Source organism: Ktedonobacteraceae bacterium, from assembly GCA_035653615.1.
In the GTDB taxonomy this organism is placed as follows: Bacteria; Chloroflexota; Ktedonobacteria; order Ktedonobacterales; family Ktedonobacteraceae; genus DASRBN01.
Genome location: DASRBN010000042.1, coordinates 210,750 through 229,852, shown reverse-complemented (window position 1 = coordinate 229,852; position 19,103 = coordinate 210,750). Strand labels below are relative to the sequence as shown.

General features: G+C 52.5%; 18 protein-coding genes. 11 read left to right on the top strand and 7 right to left on the bottom strand.

Translation table 11 applies throughout. From position 1 onward, the window contains the following. Window positions 1-186: 186 nt before the first annotated feature. The 5 genes from VFA09_26475 to VFA09_26455 form a co-directional block, all read right to left on the bottom strand. A complete protein-coding gene (locus VFA09_26475; GenBank protein ID HZU70849.1) occupies window positions 187-393 on the bottom strand; it encodes a hypothetical protein in 207 nt (68 codons plus the stop codon). Beyond that, window positions 390-1,199: a hypothetical protein gene (locus VFA09_26470; protein HZU70848.1), complete on the bottom strand. Its 810-nt coding sequence runs from the start codon at window positions 1,197-1,199 to the stop codon at window positions 390-392. The genes VFA09_26475 and VFA09_26470 overlap by 4 nt, the downstream gene beginning before the upstream one ends. Before the next feature lie 147 nt (window positions 1,200-1,346). Next, window positions 1,347-2,219, bottom strand: coding sequence for a methyltransferase domain-containing protein (locus VFA09_26465; protein ID HZU70847.1), 873 nt, complete (start codon window positions 2,217-2,219; stop codon window positions 1,347-1,349). Between the two features lie 76 nt (window positions 2,220-2,295). Beyond that, window positions 2,296-3,060, bottom strand: coding sequence for a 3-oxoacyl-[acyl-carrier-protein] reductase (gene fabG / locus VFA09_26460; GenBank protein ID HZU70846.1), 765 nt, complete (start codon window positions 3,058-3,060; stop codon window positions 2,296-2,298). Window positions 3,061-3,253: 193 nt separating this feature from the next. Beyond that, the gene (locus VFA09_26455; GenBank protein ID HZU70845.1) at window positions 3,254-4,669 is read right to left on the bottom strand and encodes a pentapeptide repeat-containing protein; all 1,416 of its coding nucleotides are present in this window, start codon (window positions 4,667-4,669) and stop codon (window positions 3,254-3,256) included. A 240-nt stretch (window positions 4,670-4,909) separates the two neighbouring features. On the opposite strand from VFA09_26455, the gene VFA09_26450 reads away from it, so the two are divergent. From VFA09_26450 to VFA09_26440, 3 genes are all read left to right on the top strand, one after another. Then, a complete protein-coding gene (locus tag VFA09_26450; GenBank protein ID HZU70844.1) occupies window positions 4,910-5,962 on the top strand; it encodes a sugar phosphate isomerase/epimerase family protein in 1,053 nt (350 codons plus the stop codon). Further along, complete coding sequence (locus VFA09_26445) at window positions 5,959-7,104, top strand: Gfo/Idh/MocA family oxidoreductase (protein HZU70843.1); 1,146 nt, start codon at window positions 5,959-5,961, stop codon at window positions 7,102-7,104. The genes VFA09_26450 and VFA09_26445 overlap by 4 nt, the downstream gene beginning before the upstream one ends. A gap of 154 nt (window positions 7,105-7,258) precedes the next feature. Then, on the top strand, window positions 7,259-8,347 hold the full coding sequence (locus VFA09_26440; GenBank protein HZU70842.1) for a L,D-transpeptidase: 1,089 nt from the start codon (window positions 7,259-7,261) through the stop codon (window positions 8,345-8,347). A gap of 13 nt (window positions 8,348-8,360) precedes the next feature. Here the strand turns inward: VFA09_26440 and VFA09_26435 are convergent, their stop codons facing one another. Beyond that, window positions 8,361-10,031 (bottom strand): thiamine pyrophosphate-binding protein, encoded by a 1,671-nt coding sequence (locus VFA09_26435; GenBank protein HZU70841.1) that lies wholly within the window; start codon window positions 10,029-10,031, stop codon window positions 8,361-8,363. Between the two features lie 372 nt (window positions 10,032-10,403). Between VFA09_26435 and VFA09_26430 the strand changes: the two genes are divergently transcribed. The 8 genes from VFA09_26430 (at window position 10,404) to VFA09_26395 (ending at window position 18,073) form a co-directional block, all read left to right on the top strand. Beyond that, window positions 10,404-11,195: an ABC transporter ATP-binding protein gene (locus tag VFA09_26430; GenBank protein ID HZU70840.1), complete on the top strand. Its 792-nt coding sequence runs from the start codon at window positions 10,404-10,406 to the stop codon at window positions 11,193-11,195. Continuing rightward, a complete protein-coding gene (locus VFA09_26425) occupies window positions 11,192-12,025 on the top strand; it encodes an ABC transporter ATP-binding protein (GenBank protein HZU70839.1) in 834 nt (277 codons plus the stop codon). The genes VFA09_26430 and VFA09_26425 overlap by 4 nt, the downstream gene beginning before the upstream one ends. Window positions 12,026-12,146: 121 nt before the next feature. Beyond that, window positions 12,147-13,046, top strand: coding sequence for a branched-chain amino acid ABC transporter permease (locus VFA09_26420; protein HZU70838.1), 900 nt, complete (start codon window positions 12,147-12,149; stop codon window positions 13,044-13,046). After that, entirely contained in the window at window positions 13,043-14,257 is a 1,215-nt protein-coding gene (locus VFA09_26415; GenBank protein HZU70837.1) for a branched-chain amino acid ABC transporter permease, read from the top strand. The genes VFA09_26420 and VFA09_26415 overlap by 4 nt, the downstream gene beginning before the upstream one ends. A 102-nt stretch (window positions 14,258-14,359) precedes the next feature. Further along, the gene (locus tag VFA09_26410) at window positions 14,360-15,634 is read left to right on the top strand and encodes an ABC transporter substrate-binding protein (GenBank protein ID HZU70836.1); all 1,275 of its coding nucleotides are present in this window, start codon (window positions 14,360-14,362) and stop codon (window positions 15,632-15,634) included. Between the two features lie 119 nt (window positions 15,635-15,753). After that, window positions 15,754-16,359 (top strand): YdeI/OmpD-associated family protein, encoded by a 606-nt coding sequence (locus VFA09_26405; GenBank protein HZU70835.1) that lies wholly within the window; start codon window positions 15,754-15,756, stop codon window positions 16,357-16,359. Between the two features lie 52 nt (window positions 16,360-16,411). After that, the gene (gene melA / locus VFA09_26400; GenBank protein ID HZU70834.1) at window positions 16,412-17,737 is read left to right on the top strand and encodes an alpha-galactosidase; all 1,326 of its coding nucleotides are present in this window, start codon (window positions 16,412-16,414) and stop codon (window positions 17,735-17,737) included. 9 nt (window positions 17,738-17,746) lie between these two features. Further along, window positions 17,747-18,073, top strand: a complete 327-nt coding sequence (locus tag VFA09_26395) for an SCP2 sterol-binding domain-containing protein (protein HZU70833.1) — start codon at window positions 17,747-17,749, stop codon at window positions 18,071-18,073. A gap of 24 nt (window positions 18,074-18,097) precedes the next feature. Here VFA09_26395 and VFA09_26390 read toward each other — a convergent pair whose 3' ends face one another. Next, window positions 18,098-19,006 (bottom strand): alpha/beta hydrolase, encoded by a 909-nt coding sequence (locus tag VFA09_26390; GenBank protein HZU70832.1) that lies wholly within the window; start codon window positions 19,004-19,006, stop codon window positions 18,098-18,100. Window positions 19,007-19,103: the final 97 nt, after the last annotated feature.

Genomic DNA, 19,103 nt, shown 5'->3' with positions numbered 1-19,103 from the left:
GTTAGTGCAATACTGCTTATAAGATATGTAGCATGCAGCAAGCCTTCTAGCAAACTCAGGAGCAGGCCCTGGATGGGTTTGTAGCTGGGAGATTATCACAATCGTTGCCAGATTGTCCTGCAATGAATAAGCCAGAAAAAATCCTTACCGGCAGTGTGCTGGTAAGGATTTTTTTCTGGACTTGTTTTACCGTTTGCTGAACGCTTCCCGGCTTAGCGTAGCAACCAGAACAACCAGTACAGCTGCAATTAAGATGGGACCAATCGCTACACGAAGTGGAGACAGGAAAGGAACGTACTCAATCAAGAAAAGTATGATCAGCGCGATGACGATGCCTGTCAGAATAATCATATCGCCCACGATAAACTGGTAGATTGCGTTGATTACCTTCATGAGCGTACTCCTTCTTGTTCTGTGGTTACCATCGCGTCTTTGTGCATGGCAATGGCCTCTGTCTGCCGTTGTTTCACCTGTTTAAGCCAGGTGACGAGGATAAACGAGGCTACAAGGTAAAGAGCGACCAGGATGAGAATGAAAGCATCCGATAGCGGCCAATTGTAGCCAAAGCCCTCACCGGCCCAGAATGTACCAAAGCTCGTTAGCATGATACCTACTATGAACTTCAACGTATTCTCTGGTACACGCTTAAGAGGTGCTCTTACCAGCACACCTGCGCCGATAACAAGGATACCGGCGATTGCCGCGCCTATCGCGGCGGAGCCTATACCGCCGATTCCACCGCTGGTTGTGACGTTACTGCCAAAAGTGATGACGATGAAAGCAACTTCCAGCCCTTCGAGCAGGACGGATTTGTATGATAATGCCACACCGAAAGGTTGGATTTGAGTTGTGGCTTCGCCTCGCCCTCGCAGTTCCGCCATCTTCTCCTCGAAGATGGCCTCTTCGTCATGCAGGGCTTTCAACCCGCTATAGCGCAGAATGGCCTTTTTGAGCCACTTCAGGCCGAAGAGTACCAGTACAATGCCGACTGCAAGCCGCAGGATAACGATAGGAACATATACAACAAGTGCTACGCCCAGCGTGCCAACAATAACCGCTAATGTAAGGGCTGCCGCAAAAGCCCCTACCAGGGAGCTACGCCAGTTGATCGTTACACCGACCACGAGTACAATTGTGAGCGCCTCGACGAATTCGACAGCAGAGGCCAGGAATGCTGCCGTTGCAATGGCCCATTGCATGCGAGATTTCTCCTTTTCTACCACATGCTATTTCAGATGAAAGGTGAATTTTCCCAATAAAATCCTTACAGGGGGGTTTAGCCCTCTTTGTTAATGATATCATATGGAAGCATGCTGCCGTGGGCTATTGTAAGTCGCTTCTCCCTTTTACAATTTACGGGCCACAATTTGCAGCCAGTTGCGGGGTATCTCTTTGATGCCCAGTTCCTGCCCGGCCTGGTAGACGGATATCCCCAATGCGGCCGCGCCGACGGGCAATGGAACGCCTGGCAAAGCCCCCTCGATGAATAACCAGTATTGACCGATATCGTGGTACGAATCTACTGTCATAATGGCGCATTCCTGCCTGGCATCGACACTATCGAAGCCGCTCTGTTTGAGCAGGTCTATGTATTCTTCGGGTGTCAGCCATTGCATCGCCGTCGCTTTTGATTCGCGTGATAGGCGGATTTCGGGATGTTCCTTACGCAGCCATCCCACGGCCCGGCGTGTCCAGAGGCGGTAAAAGCGTTCGGTTCCCTCAACGTAAGTACCCTCGTAAAAGCCACTATTGCAGGCAAAAATACCGCCGGGAGCAAGAATGCTGGCCGTCAAGCGGAATGCCGAGAGCTTGTCAGGGAGCAGGTGGATGGCGTTGCAAAAGAATGCAGCATCAGCATGCTGCACGATCTTGGGGAGATCATCGGCCTCTCCCTGGATAAAGTCCGTATGGACCCCCGAGCCTTCTAACCCGGCTTCTTCCATTCCTCTTTGGGCACGCCGCAACGCTTCCGCCGATGGGTCCACGCCGATAATGTGTGCCTGCCTGCCATGATGGCGAATCTCTTCCGCGACGAGGCGAGAAATAGCTCCGGTTCCGCAGGCCATGTCTACGATGGTCAGTGTTGAACGATTGGGGCGAGTTGCGATAGACGCAAGCGCGCGCCGGACAAGTGAACGGTTAATCTCGGTATAAAAACCGTGGGCCGCGAAGGCCTCAAACGTATATTGGTTGGTTTCCTCTGTTTCAATCAAAGTCATAGCGCGGTCTCCTTTGTATAAGGCGATTATTATCCGTTTAGAGGAGAACCGCGCCAAATTTGTTTCATTTGTTATGTTAGATATGCATTGCCATTCCACCATCAACACAGATGATCTGGCCGGTGACATAGCCGGCCTCTGGCAGGCATAGGAAATGGATCGTTGCCGCCACCTCTTCAGGAGTACCAAAACGTCCTAGAGGCGTGATATCCCGCATATATTTTCGCTGCTGTTCTGATAGTGTGGAGGTCAATTCCGTCGGCACGAATCCGGGTGCAATTGCGTTGGCCGTGATATTGCGGCTCGCCATTTCGCGCGCTGTGCTGATGGTCAGGGCGATAATGGCGGCCTTGGATGCGCTATAGTTCGCCTGGCCAGCATTTCCTAGCAGACCCGCTACCGAAGCAACGTTGACGATGCGGCCCCAACGGGCCTTCATCATGCCGCGCAGGGCGGCTTTCGTGCAAAGGAAAGCCGAATATAAATTCGTATGGATGACATGCTCGAAATCGGCAAGCGGCATCTGTAAGATCAGTTTATCGCGCGTCGTTCCGGCATTGTTGACTAAAATAGAGATCGGGCCGAGTTCCGCATTTGCCTCATTGAAGAGGCGAGTAACCTGTTCTTCCTGGCTCACATCGGCCTGAATTGCGATACAACGCCTGCCCAGCGCCTCGATACTTTCCCTGGTCTCATTTGCAGCGCTGGCGTTGCTACGATAATTTATGACAATATCGGCACCTGAGCGTGCCAACCGCTCTGCCGTCGCTCGCCCGATACCTTGACTGCTGCCTGTCACCAAGGCGATTTTCCCTGCTAATGGCATCTGCTCTTCAGTCATACTAGTTTCTCCTCAGAAGTTGCTTTATGTCCCAGCCCAACCAGCCCATCGATGCTAGTATAGCACAATATCCTTTATGGCTATGTTGGAACACCTGATAATAGCCAGTCCTTGGCTGGCTGGCAGCAGTAAGTAAGGCAAAACAAACAATTGAGGATTTTTGATGAAGCTGGCGAAGTCGCGGCAGACCGGGTTAATTTGCCTTTGCTCGCCTTCGGTCATTGCGTCCTTTCCTGGGATTGGCTTTACCGGATCCTCCAGTACGTCTATTTTCCTGGGTAGCTGATCGAGGATCTTTCTTCATTGGGACGTGCGAATTTCCGTTTGATGGTTGCGGCCTCAAAAGAGTATCCTCAGCAGGCTGTTCCGTAAACGAATCCAGGTCTGGAGCTTGTGCTAGATGGCCGTTCATGCCATTCGTCGCGGCGCCATTATGTGCATGGTTTGCCGAGTTTCCATTCGCATACCCATTCGCGATAGCAGTATCTCCCGGTATCGGCCAACCACTATCACCGGCAGTCTGGAGTTGGTCGATTAGTTCTTCATGAGTGGCAGATTCAGGAATTGCCAGCTCGAAAGTATCTTCTTTATCCGGTAGTAACTGATTAGCAGGCTCGGGTGCTTCAAACTGTGCAGTCGATGGCGGTTGAAGCGTATCGGATGCATCTGGGGATATTTCGCCCACGGCTGGCTGTTTTTCGGTAGTTTCGGGCAGCGTGAAGACAGGTGCTGCCTCGATGGAATTTGGTGGTAATTCCAACTGTTTGACATCCTCGGACGATTTGAGGGAAACCAGAGGTGTGGATTCGGTGTATACCGTCAGACGAATGCTGGGGATACGGGGCAGTGTTACATCGGCATGTTCATCGAACCGCGTCGTATCATCGAATATAGCGGAGTAGGCCTGATCTGCCGTCAGGTTGCGCGCGCCCCGTAAATCTGCGCCATTGAGCACTGCATTACGTATGTCCGTTACCAGAAGATTAACGCCATTCAATATAGCAGACCGCAAATCGGCCCCCGAAAGGTCGGTGCCGGAGAGATCAGCGCCCGTCAGATCAGCACCCGCGAGGCATGCGCCCCTCAGGTCGGCCATGTAGAAGTTGGTGCCTCTCAATTGTGCTTCTCTGAAATCGGCCCGGACAAGATAACGATGGGAAAGATCGCGCCCGCTCAAATCGGCTCCACAGAAAGTAGGAGGACGCCAGTTCTTGAAAGGTTGTTGGTGCTGATCATGGTCAATTGCGGGCAGCGGCGTCTCATCGATATGGGGAAGTCTGGCCAGTTCATGTTCCAGGTTCAATTTGCCCATCAATGCTTCAAATTCCTGTACCATGGCTGCAATGCGTTGCTGGTCCTTGATTTCCCATGTGCGCCAGTTCTCCTGTACCTGCTTCACCTGGTTGGCCAGCTTTTTCTCAACTTCAAGGGCATGGCTACCCTGTCGTACTTCCCAGGTGCGTAATTGGGCCTCCTGCGCTCGTTGCCATGCCTCTTGCTGTACATGGAGTTTCAGCAGGGCGCGAGATTGCATTCGTATCGCTATATAGGTACCTGCGAGAGCTACAAGCAGGGCGATTAAGGCGCTCAATACAAATATTTGGATCATTCTGACTTACCTCATCTCATGTCCGTCTGTCTGTGTCGCAACCAAAGTGATACGTTTACTTTTTGCCAGTATGTCTATCTACTATAAACCAGTCATGCAAATTTTTCGATCTTTATCACCATTCAGGCCTATGCCATTTCTCCTTTTCCGCTTGTACTCCCACCTTAGGTTATAATTAGGACATAAGTCAAGCTTCATAGGACAAATATTTTATACTCCACAATGGAAAGGCGGCCATGCGTGTCTCAAATCAAAGGACCGGCGCTATTTCTGGCCCAATTCGTGCAGGACGTTCCTCCTTACAACACCCTGGAGGGCATTACGCAATGGGCCAGGGGATTGGGTTTCGCCGGCGTTCAGATTCCGGCCTGGGAGAAGCGTCTGATAGACCTTGATAAGGCGGCGGAATCGAAGCAATATTGCGATGATCTCAAGGGGAGATGTAACGGGCTGGTGATCACAGAACTGGCCACGCATCTGATCGGCCAGTTAGTGGCTGTTCATCCTGCCTACGATGTGCAATTCGATGCCTTCGCGCCGGAAGAACTGCACGGGCATCCGCGAGAACGCACAGAGTGGGCGATGGATCAGATGGTCAAAGCAATGCGGGCCTCGCACAACCTGGGGTTGCATGTCATGCCGACCTTCTCGGGGGCTTTTCTGTGGCATACCATGTACCCCTGGCCGCAACGTCCTGCCGGACTGGTAGAACTCGGCTTTCAAGAACTGGCAAAGCGCTGGCTGCCTTTGCTCAACAAAGCTGATGAATATGGTATCGATCTGGCCTACGAAATCCACCCTGGCGAAGACTTGCACGACGGTGCCACCTTCGAACGATTCCTTGAAGCTACTGGCAATCATCCACGCGCGCGTATTTTGTACGACCCATCTCATTTCATCCTGCAATGCCTGGATTATATTGGCTACCTTGACTATTATAAAGACTATATTCGAGCCTTTCATGTGAAGGATGCTGAATATCATCCTTCGCCCAGGTCGGGCGTCTACGGTGGCTATGCGAATTGGAAAGATCGTCCCGGGCGCTTCCGCAGCCCTGGTGATGGGCAGGTGAATTTCAAACGTGTCTTCTCCAAGTTGACGCAAAATGGCTTCGATGGATGGGCTGTGCTTGAATGGGAAGACTGCATCAAGGATTCTGAACAGGGAGCGCGCGAAGGGAGCACATTCATTCGCAGTATGCTCATCGATGTGCCAGGCCGCGCTTTTGATGATTTCGCGGGCGGGGCGCAGGATGTCGAAACCAACTATCGCATATTGGGGTTACGACCATGAAACAGGATATTTCGCAGAGAAAATTGCGCGCCGGCATCGTTGGTGGCGGGCAGGGTTCATTTATTGGCGCCGTGCATCGCATCGCCGCCGAACTGGATGGGCAGGCCGAAGTTGTGGCAGGAGCAATGTCAACCGATCCCCAACGCGCCGAAGCATCAGCACAGGCGTGGTACCTGAAGCGTTCGTACAAGAACTTCGAAGAGATGGCGGCGACCGAATCCGGTTTGCCTGATGGCATCGATTTTGTTATGGTAACAGTGCCCAATTACCTGCACTACCGGGTGGCACGCGCATTTCTGGAACATGGCATCCATGTCGTATGCGATAAGCCGATGACCTTCAACCTGGAAGAGGCCCAGGCACTTGTAAAGCTCGTCGAAGAGAAGAAGTTAATTTTTGCCTTAACGCATAACTACACCGGCTATCCTGCTGTAAGGCACGCGCGCCATCTTGTCCGCACAGGCGCAATCGGCACGATTCGTAAGGTACTGGTAGAATACATACAGGACTGGCTGATGGGGCCGGTTGAGCGTGCCGGAAACAAGCAGGCATCCTGGCGAACCGATCCAACGAAATCGGGTATCGCGGGCGCTGTGGGGGATATCGGCACGCACGCGGAAAACCTGCTTGAATTTATTACCGGCCTGAAAATAGCGGCTGTGTGCGCGGATTTGACCGCTTTCATCGAAGGCCGGCAATTGGACGACGATGCGAATATGCTGCTGCGCCTGGAAAATGGTGGAAAAGGTGTGCTGACCTGTTCGCAGATTGCGGCTGGTGAGGAGAATGCGTTGAGTATCCGTATCTATGGTAGTAAAGCGGGCCTCGAATGGCACCAGATGGAGCCGAATACACTGCTCTTCAAGCAACCGGGGCAGCCAGTCCAGGTGCTGCGAACGGGCCTACCATATATGAGCGACGAGGCTAAAGCGCTGACACGCCTGCCGGCGGGACATCCAGAGGGGTTTTTGGAGGCCTTCGCCAATATCTACCGCCTGGCAATTGCTGATATCCGGCGCGTCGAATCGGGAGCTCAGCCGGAAGGTGGCTATCCAACGGTGTATGATGGCCTGCGCGGTATGCAATTTATCACAAAAGCCGTTGAAAGCTCGCAAAAAGGCAGTATCTGGGTAGACTTTTAAGAACTTTTCTGTGCCCTTCAATCGTTATCTATTATAGGAAGCAACCAGAAGGCAATATATTCTATAGACTTAAAACCGCACCTTGCCGGTGCCGATGAAAGATGAACCTATGCATCAAGCTGATACCAAAAAATCTCTTTCGTTATGGACAAGTATGAAAAAAGCATCCTTATGTGTTCTCGCAGGCTGTTTCTTTTTGCTCAGTGCGTGCAGCGGAACGACAACGCAGAATACGACGCACGCAAGTGTAAATAATAGTCCAACATCTATTGCTACTCCGACCATTAGCCTCACCCAGCAAAACGAGGGGAATGCTGAGCTCCAGACCTTTCAGCAATGGATTGCCTTGATGCAGCAATATCATGGCGATGTGACCACTTACCAGCAGCAGTATAGCAGCGACCAGCAGGCGCTCCAATCCGCTACCAGCAGCAGCGCTTATACTCATGCATTACATACCCTGCAAGGTCATGTTGCTGCTATCCGTATTCCGGCGATGAAGGCCGAGACTATGGACTTATTCAAAGAATTGCAATCGGAAGCGACCAGTTTTGGGAAACAGCATACATATCACGATTCGTATGATAATACGACGTATCCACTCGGCTACCAGTATGGGCCAACTGGAGCTACCGGCCCCTTATGGCTGCAAGGCGAAATAGACTCGGCCCAGACGCTGGACGACTACCAGCAAGCCATCGAAGACCTGAACATGGACCTGACGAATTTTCAAGCGATGGTGCAGGACTACAGTGACAAGACGCCCTACAACCAGGTACACCAGAGCGATATTCAATTGTTGCAGCACTACGGCTACATGCACTCGAAGGTCGTGGTAGTTTCCATTATCGAGCAGGCCATGCGTGTCTATGACAATGGGAAGCTGGTCAACGCCTTCCTGGTTGTGACGGGGCAGCCGGACCTGCCAACACCGCCGGGAACCTGGTGGGTCGAGGGGAAAAAATCGCCGACCGAATTTAAAGCTGATGTGCCGCCATCTTCTCCATACTGGTATCCACCGACGCCGATCCACTATGCCATGCAATTTCATAGCAATGGCTACTTCTTGCACGATAGCTGGTGGCGCACCGAATATGGTCCGGGGACAAACTTCCCGCACCTCGATCCCGGCGGCACGCAATATTCCATTCATGGCTCGCATGGCTGCGTCAACCTGTCTGAGAACGACGCTGGCTGGCTGTATAACTTTGTGCAACTGTATACGCACGTTCTCATTTACTAGAGATTCCTTATCCCTACCATTCTCTGATGGGTAAAGGTACCTCGATCAACGTTGGGCCTGGATTCTGTATAGCTTTGCTGATCGCATCTCTGAGTGCTTCGGGACCCTCTGCTCGCATCGCACGAAGATGGAAGGCCTGGGCCAGCGCGACATAGTCGGGGGCGATCAGGTCGGTGGCAATGTAGCGGCTGCCAAAGCGCCTGTGCTGGTCGCTCTTGACAGCGGTATAGGTTGCGTCGTTGAAGATCACCGTCACGACCGGTAGTTGTTCTTGCGCTGCGGTTGCCAGCTCGCCCACATTGAGCAGGAATCCGCCATCGCCACAAAGCGCTACAACGGGCTTATCCGGTGCTGCGGCCTGGGCACCGAGCGCCAGGGGAAGGCCACATCCTATCGCGCAGAGTTCCGAGGCATGTATGAAAGTACGGGGTTCGTAGACAGGCAGGTATTGGGTGCTGGCGTATCCCAGCATTGTCATATCCGTAACGACAATGCCATCCCGCGGTAGTCCCTCGCGCACACCATCAAGTAGAGCGACGGCCTCTCCATAGGCACGGCGAGCGCGAATAAGCAATGCCTGCTTGATTTCCGCAATCTCATCCGCTCGCGGCATGGCTTTGACAGGATAATTACTGAGTTCGGCAAGTAGTGCCTCGAGTGTGAGACGTGCGTCGGCAGCGATGCCAACTCTGGCTGGATAATTAAACCCGATCTCAGAGGGATCAATATCGATATGGATTAGCTGGGCGGGCAGTGGAAGACCCAGATCGCTTGTTCTCAGCGTGCGCAGTTTCCCGCCCTCAAGAACTGTGACATTCGTGCGCTGCGCTCCAAGTTTGCTTCCGACGACCAGAACGACGTCGGAGCTTTCAACCAGTGGCTGTAATTCTCGCGGAACATAGCCACGCGATGGGATGACAAGCGGATGATCGCTGGGCAATACGTCATGGCTCTTAGCACCGAGCAGGACGGGTGCCTGGAGAAGCCCGGCTAACTGGGCCAATTGCTCATTGGCGCGCGCAAAAGTGACGCCAGAGCCGGCAATAATTAAGGGATGCTCGGCCTCGCTTAGCATGCGTGCTGCCGCTATAATTGCTTCGTGTGAGGGGCGAGGTAGCTCTTCTTCAGAAGGTGTTGGTGAAGGGATATCTACCTCGGCCTGGGCTTCCAGGAGATCGAGTGGAATTTCCAGGTAAGCGCCGCGGGAACGTCCTGAACGCATGACGCGGAAAGCATCCGCGAGCGCGCCGGGAATCTCCTTTACGCGCTCGACAGCGCGAGTCCAACCTGCCAGCGCCTCCATCATGCCCAGCTGATTTTTCAATCCATGCAGCTCGCCCCGGAAATGACCTTTCGATGCCCGCGGTAAGCTGGTGCTAACGACGAGCAGCGGAATAGAGTCGGCATAGGCATCGGCGACGGGGGTAGCCACATTAGTAACACCTGGCCCTGTGATGGTACAGACAATCCCAGGACGGCCTGAGATGCGCGCGTACCCGTCCGCCATGAAACCGGCGCCCTGCTCGTGTCGTGCCAGTATATGCCGCAAGCCGGGTTCCTGTCGTATCGCGTCGTAAAGTGGCAGCGTATGCACGCCCGGTATGCCGAAGATCGTATCAACGTCGTAAGCCCGTAAGGTAGCAATAACGGCCTGCGCGCCGGTTAGATTCTGTTTGTTCTTCACACTCTCTCCCTGTTGCAATGATGAATGATCCACTCTGTGCCCATGAATCAACGTTCGATGACGTATCCGGCAAAAGCAGTATACTGTACAGTTGAATATCATGTAATATCATAACACGAAAGCTTGCAGTGCGTAGCGTGCCTGCTAAAAATATGAGCATGGCGTCTATTGCGGAGTTGGAAACGATAGTGTATAGTATTCATAATATTACGGTGGTTTCCGGCCCACCAGCTTCTCTCTTAATATTGAATCTGCACAGTTATACACATGCAAACCATGGAAGTGTATGATTTGAGGCAGGAACACTCAATCCCGCTTATCCTTTAACGTTACCGACTCATAGATAGCAAGTGCTCTACCGGGGAGGAAGGAATGCTCGTTCTTCAGGACATAGCGGTGACCTATCAGAACACGGTACCTGCTGTTCAGGGCGTCTCGTTGGAGGTACCGGATAAATCGGTCGTGGCGCTGCTTGGTGCGAATGGAGCAGGTAAAACCACTATCTTTCGCGCTATCTCCGGTCTACTGAAATTCCATAATGCCAGCATCGTGCGTGGTTCCATCTTCTTTAATGAAGAACGCATCGATCGGTTGGACGCTATTGAAATTGTTCGCCGTGGTATTGCACAGGTTATGGAGGGCCGGCGCCTTTTTACAGACCTCACGGTAGATGAGAACTTACGGGCGGGCGCTATCTCCTCACGCGATCCTGCTGTCGTCCGCCGCGCTTATGATCGGGTTATGGAGCTATTCCCCATACTGCGCGAGCGCCGCCATAGCGTTGCGGGCTATCTTTCCGGTGGCGAGCAGCAGATGCTTGCTATCGGGCGTGGTTTAATGACCAGCCCGAAGTTGCTCTTACTGGACGAACCGTCGCTTGGACTGGCACCTTTTATGGTTCAGCAGATTCGCAACATTATTGGCGAAATCAACGCCAGTGGCACTGCTGTGCTGCTGGTAGAGCAAAATGCGCAAATGGCGCTTTCTGTAGCCAACTATGGGTATGTGCTGGAAACCGGCAAAATCGTGCTGGCCCAGTCTGCCGCAGATCTCATGAAGGACGAGAGCGTGCGCAGGTTCTATCTTGGCTTGCATGAGGAGAAAGAGCAGAGCAACATGATTACGCTCCGCCAGCGTCGTCCCGCAAGGAGGTGGGCAATATGAGCGATGTAGCTGCGGGAGAAGGCATTCAGCAGGAACCGGCCAGCAGAGAGCCCCTGCTTTCGGTCGAAGGAATCTCGGTGCGCTTTGCGGGCGTCAAGGCGCTGACAGATGTCTCGTTCTCGGTGCAGCCGGGCGAGTTATTTGCAGTGATTGGTCCCAACGGCGCGGGAAAGACCTCGCTTTTCAACGTACTCTCGCGCGTCTATCAGCCGGTTTCGGGAAAGGTAACGTTTGATGGGCGGGATCTGCTAAAGCTCAAGGCCTACCAGGTGGCACGTGCCGGTATTGCACGCACCTTTCAGAACCTCGGTCAGTTTCCCAATACAACGGTGCTAGATTACCTGCTGCTGGGGCGGCATACGCGCATGAGGAGCGGCATCCTGCTTGGTGGTATCTATGTCGGTCCGGCGGCGCGAGAGGAGAAGAAAAATCGCGCATATTGCCTGCGCCTGCTGGAATTGCTAGATTTAGCTCGCTGGCGCGATTTTCCGCTGCGAAGTTTGCCCTACGGCCTGCAAAAACGCGCCGATATCGCACGTGCCCTGGCGCTGGAACCCAAACTCTTGCTCCTCGACGAGCCGGTAGCCGGCATGAATGTTGATGAAACGGAAGATATTGCTGCTGTAATTCTCGATATTAAAGAACAATTGGGCGTCACCCAGATTCTTGTCGAGCATGATATGGCGCTCGTCATGGGTATTGCTGACCGCGTGCTGGTGCTGGATTTTGGCCGTGCCATCGCGCAGGGAGTGCCTGCCGAAGTACAGGCGAACCCCAATGTCATCAAGGCGTACCTTGGCGAGGAATTTTCAATGAGTTTCAATCCCTAAACGGCTTCAGGAGAGGGTCTGGCTCCTGCCCTTTCCTATAGGCAAGCAGAGGTGAACCTTGTGGTCGCCCGCATGCCAAACCCGAAAACGTGAAGTGTAAATGCGCTAGCAAGGAGGGGAAATGGCCTTTTTCATTCAACTCGTGTTTTCTGGCGTAGCCCTTGGTTGTATTTATGCGCTGATCGGACTCGGTTTTTCGATTATTTTCAAGGCCAGCGAGGTGATTAATTTTGCGCAGGGCGAGTTGCTGCTGGTAGGAGCCTACGTTGTCTCATCAGGGGTGTTCTCGTGGCACCTGAACTTCATTTTCGCGCTGGCGCTGGGCGTTGTAGTGACGGTAATTATCGGCCTGCTTTTCGAACGCTTTATCTTGCGGCGTATGATCGGTCGCCCGGTCTTTTCCATCTTGATGATTACGATTGGCCTGGATACGATCTTACGCACCGGCGTTGTGGTGATATGGGGATCGAATCCGATCCCGGCTGCTTCCCCATTTACCATTGCAAATGGTTTTGCCCTTGGCGGAGTGCATTTTGGCGCGGATGATCTCTTGACGATTATCGTGACGGTTATTCTGTGCGCTTTGCTCTTCTATTTCTTTCGCTATACTCGCTACGGACTGGCAATGCGCGCTACGGCACTCGACCAGGAAGCGGCGCTGGCCGTAGGCATCAACATTCGCACGGTCTATGCCCTGGCCTGGGGAATAGCCGCCGCCGTCGCTACCATAGGGGGTGTCTTCCTGGCTTTTGGTTCCTATGCTATGGATACATCGCTGGGAGGCGCGGCGCTGCTGGCATTCCCTGCCATCATTCTGGGCGGGATGGACTCGATAACGGGAGCAGTGGTAGGAGGTATTATTATTGGCCTGGTACAGGAACTGACTGCTGGCTATGAAAGCCAGGTCGCCAGCATTCTGGGGGCCGGAATCCATCAGATCACCCCTTACCTGGTCATGATTCTCGTGCTGTTGATTCGACCCTATGGATTATTCGGCACCAGAAAGGTGGAACGTGTATGAGCGCAACTCCCAGGGCAGGTACGCCATCCACGGCTGCATCATCGTCAAGACTGCTTGGAGGAAAGGCATCGCGCTGGATAGGCATTATTCTCCTGATCGTAGCCATAGTTATCTTTTTCTCCATAGCCAACGATGACTGGTTCTCGATTGCCAACTATACGCTCATCGCCGCGATTGCTGCCATTTCACTGAACGTGCTTTCGGGCTATACAGGACAAATTTCGCTCGGTATAGCTTTCTTCATGGCAATTGGCGCCTATACATCGGCATGGCTTGGAGGCAACATACCAACGTCCTCGTTTGATCCGCTCGGCCTGGGATTGCCGTTCATCATCTGGCTTCCGGCGGCGGGTATCGTGGCGGCCCTAGCCGGCGCATTGATCGGTCCGACGGCGCTGCGACTGAAAGGCTTTTACCTGGGCATCGTCACACTTGCATTGATCTTCATCGGGCAATATCTGTTTTTCAATGTTCGCAGTGTCACGGGTGGCCCCCAGGGTCGAACGTTTCCGGTGCCCGCGATTGGCGACGCTGTTTTCAGCCAGCAAAACTCGTATTTCGGTATTGCGCTTACTTCCGGCCAACAATATTTCCTCTTGATACTGATCGTGTTAGTGCTGGTGGCCGTCTTTGTCTATAATGTTGTGCGCACTCGCGCGGGACGGGCCTTCCAGGCTGTACGTGACAATGAAATTGGCGCCAGCATCATGGGCGTCAACCTGTTTGAGGCCAAGATGGGTTCGTTCATTTTGTCCTCTTTTATAGCGGGAATCGCCGGAGCGCTATTTGCCTCGTACAGCCAGTATATTATCCCCGATTACTGGAGCCTGGCGCTTTCGATCCAGTTTGTCGCGGCCATCATTATTGGCGGAGTCGCCAGTGTATGGGGATCAATTCTTGGCGCAGCATTCGTGTTCGGATTGCCTCTGATCATCGATCATTTCAACCTGCTGCCTGTCGCAAGCGGTTCGGGTATGATCAGCAGTGGCGATCTCAATGCCTTCATATATGGTCTGTTGACTATCGTCTTCCTGCTTTTCGAACCGGGAGGCGTGATTGGACTTGCGCGCCGCATCCAGGGGTTGAATCGCAGGTTCAATACACGTAGAGATGAAGGAGGTGAACCAGCTGAGATAACTGATCTGCCGACGAGCGCGGAGTCCCAGGTTGATCCTGATGGCTCGACGATCACAAAAGGCGAAAGCGCGTAGCCATTTGTGCGCGGTAGATCAGATAGAATTAATTTGTCGAATGGAGCGCTTTTTACATTCTCAACCGTCGTAGCAGAAATTTTCGATGAAGAGGTGTAACACATGTTTATCAGAAAGACGCTCTATGCGAGCGCGGGTCTGCTTGCCATCTGCATGATGGTATTTTCCGCGTGCGCCAGTAACAGCTCAAGTAACGGCAGTAGTGGTAGTGGAAGTACGCTCAAAGTAGGCCCTGGTGTCGATGTGGCCCATAAGACCATTACGCTGGGCATACTCTCCCCTTACTCCGGCCCGGTGGCCGCTCCGATTGGCGTTCCACTTGCCAGGGGCGTGGAGGTGTTCTTCGACCATGTCAATGATAATGGTGGCATTAACGGCTTCAAGGTCAAATTTCTTGAGGAGGATACGCAGTATAATCCGCAGATAGAGGTGCAGAAATACGAGCAGATCCACAATCAGGTGCTGATGATCGCTGACAGCCTGGGAACGCCTACAACGTTCGCCATCAAAGATCTGGCAGACGCAGATCATATGCTGGTTTCGGCGGCAACACTTTCTTCCGCTCTTGCGCGTGAGAAGTACCTGATCCTGGTCGGCACTCCCTACCGCTTGCAGGTCGAAAATGCCTTCGATTATGTCGTAAACAAACTGGGTGTACAAAATCCAGCAACCGGCATCATTTATCAGAATGATGAGTATGGTCAGGATGGATTGACGGGCTACAAGGAGGCGGTTTCAGTTTATCATATGAACGACGTGGCTGAGGCCAGTTACGCGGCCACCGACACGGACTTTACTGCGCAGGTCTCTTTAATGAAATCGAAAGGAGCGAAGTACGTCTTCCTCACCACGATTCCAACCGTCACGGCCAGTATCATCGGCACAGCTGCTAAGCTGAACTACTTCCCCCAGTTTATTCTCCAGAGCCCGGCCTGGGCGAATGCGCTACTCGGCGTTCCTGCCCTGGTGCCGTTGCTCACCAAAGTCTGGGTAGTTGGCCAGGGAGCTACCTGGGGTGATACGAGCGTGAAAGGCATGGCACAGATGTTGCAGGATGTGCAAAAGTACGCCCCGGATCAAAAGCCCGATGGCTACTTCGAGTTTGGCTATACCGAGTCCGAGATCACCTATGCCATTCTGAAGGCGGCTATGGCGAAAAATGATCTGACACGTGATGGCCTGTACAATGCCTTCATTTCCCTGCATACTGTCGATCTGCAAGGGTTGTATCCCAATGCCACCTATGGAGATTCGCCTGATCAGCGTGTGCCAACTCGCGATTCGGTCATCTTTCAGGTCGATCCAACCCAGCCGAATGATGTCAAGCCATTGTATCCTGATTTTACAGGAACGGCAGCTATGCAGTCTCACTTCTGAGAAAACAACGGGAACTGAGAGCTACCATAGTGTGAACCCATAAGCCTGACCTGAATAGCAGGTGCCTGGGTTCACACTTTTCCGTTCTATGAGATGAATTTTTCAGGAGAACCATCTGTATGCCTGATTCTACCAACGACCAGTTAGAACGTTTTTATGCAAGGGACCGCCAGGAGTGGCGAGCGTGGTTGGAGCAAAACGCTGCGACTGCAAAAGGCGTCTGGCTCATTTATTACAAGCAGAACAGCAATCAACCGCGCGTCTCTTATGACGAAGCCGTGGAAGAGGCGCTTTGCTTTGGCTGGATCGACAGCCGCCCAAATACGCTGGATGACGAGCGTTACATGCAACTCTTTTCTCCCAGAAAGCCGAAAAGCCCATGGTCTAAATCAAACAAACAGCGCGTAGAGAAACTTATCCAGCAAGGTTTGATGACAGCGGCAGGGCTTAAAGCAATCGAGATTGCCAAAAAGAATGGCATGTGGAATGTGTACGACGCAATCGAAGCATTGACGATGCCGGAAGATTTGAGAGAAGCATTAGTGGCCAACAACGTTGCAAATGCCAACTTTGAGGCTTTCAGTAACTCAACCAAAAAGCAACTCCTCTGGTGGGTTGAAAGCGCTAAACGGCCCGAGACGCGCTCGAAAAGGATCCAGCAAATCGTGCTGTCGGCGGAACAGAACAAGAATCCATTGAATTATGCGGCTAATAAGAAATCATAATGTTTTATAATGAAGAGCGATTGTACCTCAGACTTTACATTGGAGAAACCGCATGGTAAAAGTGGCTCTCATTGGTGCCGGAAGCGCCACATTCGCGCAAGAAGTGATTACCGATATCCTGGCAATCGAAGGACTGGACGAGGGTACGTTTGCCCTGGTAGACCTGGATAGCCAACGCCTCGAACTGACCCACGAAGTGGCCGAAGTACTGATCAAACTCACGGGAAAATCCTGGACAGTGCAGGCAACGACCGACCGGCGAAGCGTGCTTCCAGGGTGCGATTATGTAATTAATGCCATTGAAGTTGGTGGTCTGGCGACCATCCACGACGATTTTGCCATTCCCCTGAAATACGGCGTGAATCAATGTATCGCCGATACTATCGGGCCGGGCGGAATCTTTAAATATTTACGTACCGCCCCGTCCTGGCTTGCTATTTGCCGCGATATCGAGGAACTCTGCCCGCGCGCCCTGGTGATTAATTATACCAATCCTCTATCCTCTATCGTGCTGACTGCCCTGCGCGCTACATCCCTGCAGGTAATCGGCCTCTGTCATTCCATTCTGCTCACATCCTATGAGCTTTCCGAATACGCGGATGTACCATATGAGCGCATGCGCTTCCGCTGCGCCGGAATCAACCATTTATCCTGGTTTGTGACCTTGGAAATGGATGGAGAAGACCTCTATCCACGTGTGCTGCGTGCAGCTGAAGACCCAGAAATTTACAAACTCGACCCCATTCGCTTCGATATGTTGCGCCAGTTTGGGGCATTTACGACCGAGCAGAGCGGGCATATTTCCGAGTACCTGCCTTATTTCCGCAAACGCCGGGATGTGCTCGAGCCCTATGTTCGTATGAACCATGATATCGCCGGTGGAGAGCGCGCGATAAGGTGGCCGCGCGAGCGTATTGAACACGATGAGCGGCTGCATGACTACCTCGAACGCGAGCGCCGGGGAGAACGCGCATTTTACACTGAACGCGGCCTGGACTATGGCTCATACATCATTGAGGGGCATGCTTTGAACCGGCCCCAGGCGATTTACGGCAACGTCTATAATGCCGGATTGATCGAGAATCTGCCGCACGATGGTTGTGTGGAAGTGGCCTGCCTGATTGATCGCAATGGCATCCAACCTGTTCACTTTGGAAGGCTGCCTACACAGCTTGCCGCGTTAGATAGCGCGCATATGATGATACATGACCTGCTGGTGCAATCCTTGCTCAATGAAGACCGCGAGGCAGCAGTGCATGCTTTGATGCTTGATCCGCTTACCGCGGCGGTCTGCTCGCTGCCAGAAATCCGGCAAATGTTCGATGAGATGGCTTCTACCCAGAGAGCCTACCTTCCGCGTTTCATCAATCCAGAATAGGAGTATAGCATGACTGATATTGTGCCGTATTTAGAGCGAATCCGCGCCCGGTTTGACCAGCCTGATATTCAGGCCTCGTTCCAAGGCTTTGCCAAAACCTTGCAGTTCATCTTTCCCGATTTGCAACGCAACTTTGTCCTGAACATCGCCGAAAATGGGACTGCCACGCTGTCCGAGGAGACACTTCCTCAACCGGATGTCAAAGTGATCAGCAACAGTGATTTGCTGGCCGGTATTATGGACCGCAAGGTCAATCCCATCCAGGCCTATATCACTCGCAAGCTCAAGGTCACAGGTAATATGGATGATCTGCTGAGGTTGCAGAAGATACTGTAATAAGCCAGCATTTCAGCTCCTGGCTTATGATGTTGCTTTAGTGCCAGGAGCCGCATGTTCTTTGATCCAGCTAGCAATCGTATTATCCAGCAGTGAACGGTCTGGTTCGAACTCGCTGTCGTGCTCGTAGTGGGGCAATGCTATCCATGCCTTGTCCTTGCTGGCTATTGTCTCGTAAAGCTTGTGTGATGCTTCGGGGACGACCGATTTATCATTCTCGGCTTGTATGACGAGCGCGGGAATAGCTATCTGCTTTGCTTTGGCGAGTATGCCTGAGCGCATGAGAAATATCTGAAAGAAAAACGAGGATGTTTCTTTTAACCGCCAGAAGGTATCCGCATTCAACATCTTTACAGCTTCAGGGTTAGTCGTCATCTTGTCGGTGCCGAAAGCCACCTGCCAGTAATGTTTAGACTTAAATAAGCCGCCCAGCAAAATTCCTAGCGTCGTCAGTATGGAAACCTTTGAGGTATCAGCTACCCAGGGATTAAGGAAAAGCACACCATTGAGCATATCCTGATGTTGTGCGGCAAAATAGGTGGCGAAGATACCGCCCATACTATGACCGAGTATGTAAAGTTTGGCTCCTGGATGGCGTTTGCGTATCTGGGCAACAATGAACGCGATATCCGCCAGGAACATGTGGTAGTTATCGATATGCCCTGCCAGACCTCCAGAGCGACCGAATCCGCGGTGATCCATAGCATAAACGGTCAGACCATGTGAAGCCAGGGAATTGCCCATATCGATAAACCAGCCGCTGTGTGCTCCCAGACCGTGCAAAATCAGCAGTATCTCGCTACTCCCGCTATCCCAATTGCGTAAGAAAAGTTTGCACCCATCAGAGGTAGATAGCTCTTCTGTGGTTACTTTGATAGTGGATGATCCCTGCATCTGGCCCCAATCACCAGGGGCATCAGGATGAAAAAGCATGCTGGCCTCCTTGAGGAACAAATCATTCATTGGTCAATTGAAGAGAATAAAGTCACAATGGGAGTATAGCACATATGGCACTATTCTCACATGTCTT

Excerpts from the sequence above, each read along its gene's own strand:
- VFA09_26445 (HZU70843.1), top strand. The coding sequence starts at position 5,959 with ATGAAACAGGATATTTCGCAGAGAAAATTGCGCGCCGGCATCGTTGGT.
- VFA09_26405 (HZU70835.1), top strand. The coding sequence starts at position 15,754 with ATGCCTGATTCTACCAACGACCAGTTAGAACGTTTTTATGCAAGGGAC.
- fabG (HZU70846.1), bottom strand. The coding sequence starts at position 3,060 with ATGACTGAAGAGCAGATGCCATTAGCAGGGAAAATCGCCTTGGTGACA.
- VFA09_26440 (HZU70842.1), top strand. The coding sequence starts at position 7,259 with ATGAAAAAAGCATCCTTATGTGTTCTCGCAGGCTGTTTCTTTTTGCTC.
- VFA09_26425 (HZU70839.1), top strand. The coding sequence starts at position 11,192 with ATGAGCGATGTAGCTGCGGGAGAAGGCATTCAGCAGGAACCGGCCAGC.
- melA (HZU70834.1), top strand. The coding sequence starts at position 16,412 with ATGGTAAAAGTGGCTCTCATTGGTGCCGGAAGCGCCACATTCGCGCAA.
- VFA09_26455 (HZU70845.1), bottom strand. The coding sequence starts at position 4,669 with ATGATCCAAATATTTGTATTGAGCGCCTTAATCGCCCTGCTTGTAGCT.
- VFA09_26430 (HZU70840.1), top strand. The coding sequence starts at position 10,404 with ATGCTCGTTCTTCAGGACATAGCGGTGACCTATCAGAACACGGTACCT.
- VFA09_26410 (HZU70836.1), top strand. The coding sequence starts at position 14,360 with ATGTTTATCAGAAAGACGCTCTATGCGAGCGCGGGTCTGCTTGCCATC.
- VFA09_26390 (HZU70832.1), bottom strand. The coding sequence starts at position 19,006 with ATGCTTTTTCATCCTGATGCCCCTGGTGATTGGGGCCAGATGCAGGGA.
- VFA09_26395 (HZU70833.1), top strand. The coding sequence starts at position 17,747 with ATGACTGATATTGTGCCGTATTTAGAGCGAATCCGCGCCCGGTTTGAC.
- VFA09_26420 (HZU70838.1), top strand. The coding sequence starts at position 12,147 with ATGGCCTTTTTCATTCAACTCGTGTTTTCTGGCGTAGCCCTTGGTTGT.
- VFA09_26470 (HZU70848.1), bottom strand. The coding sequence starts at position 1,199 with ATGCAATGGGCCATTGCAACGGCAGCATTCCTGGCCTCTGCTGTCGAA.
- VFA09_26475 (HZU70849.1), bottom strand. The coding sequence starts at position 393 with ATGAAGGTAATCAACGCAATCTACCAGTTTATCGTGGGCGATATGATT.
- VFA09_26465 (HZU70847.1), bottom strand. The coding sequence starts at position 2,219 with ATGACTTTGATTGAAACAGAGGAAACCAACCAATATACGTTTGAGGCC.
- VFA09_26415 (HZU70837.1), top strand. The coding sequence starts at position 13,043 with ATGAGCGCAACTCCCAGGGCAGGTACGCCATCCACGGCTGCATCATCG.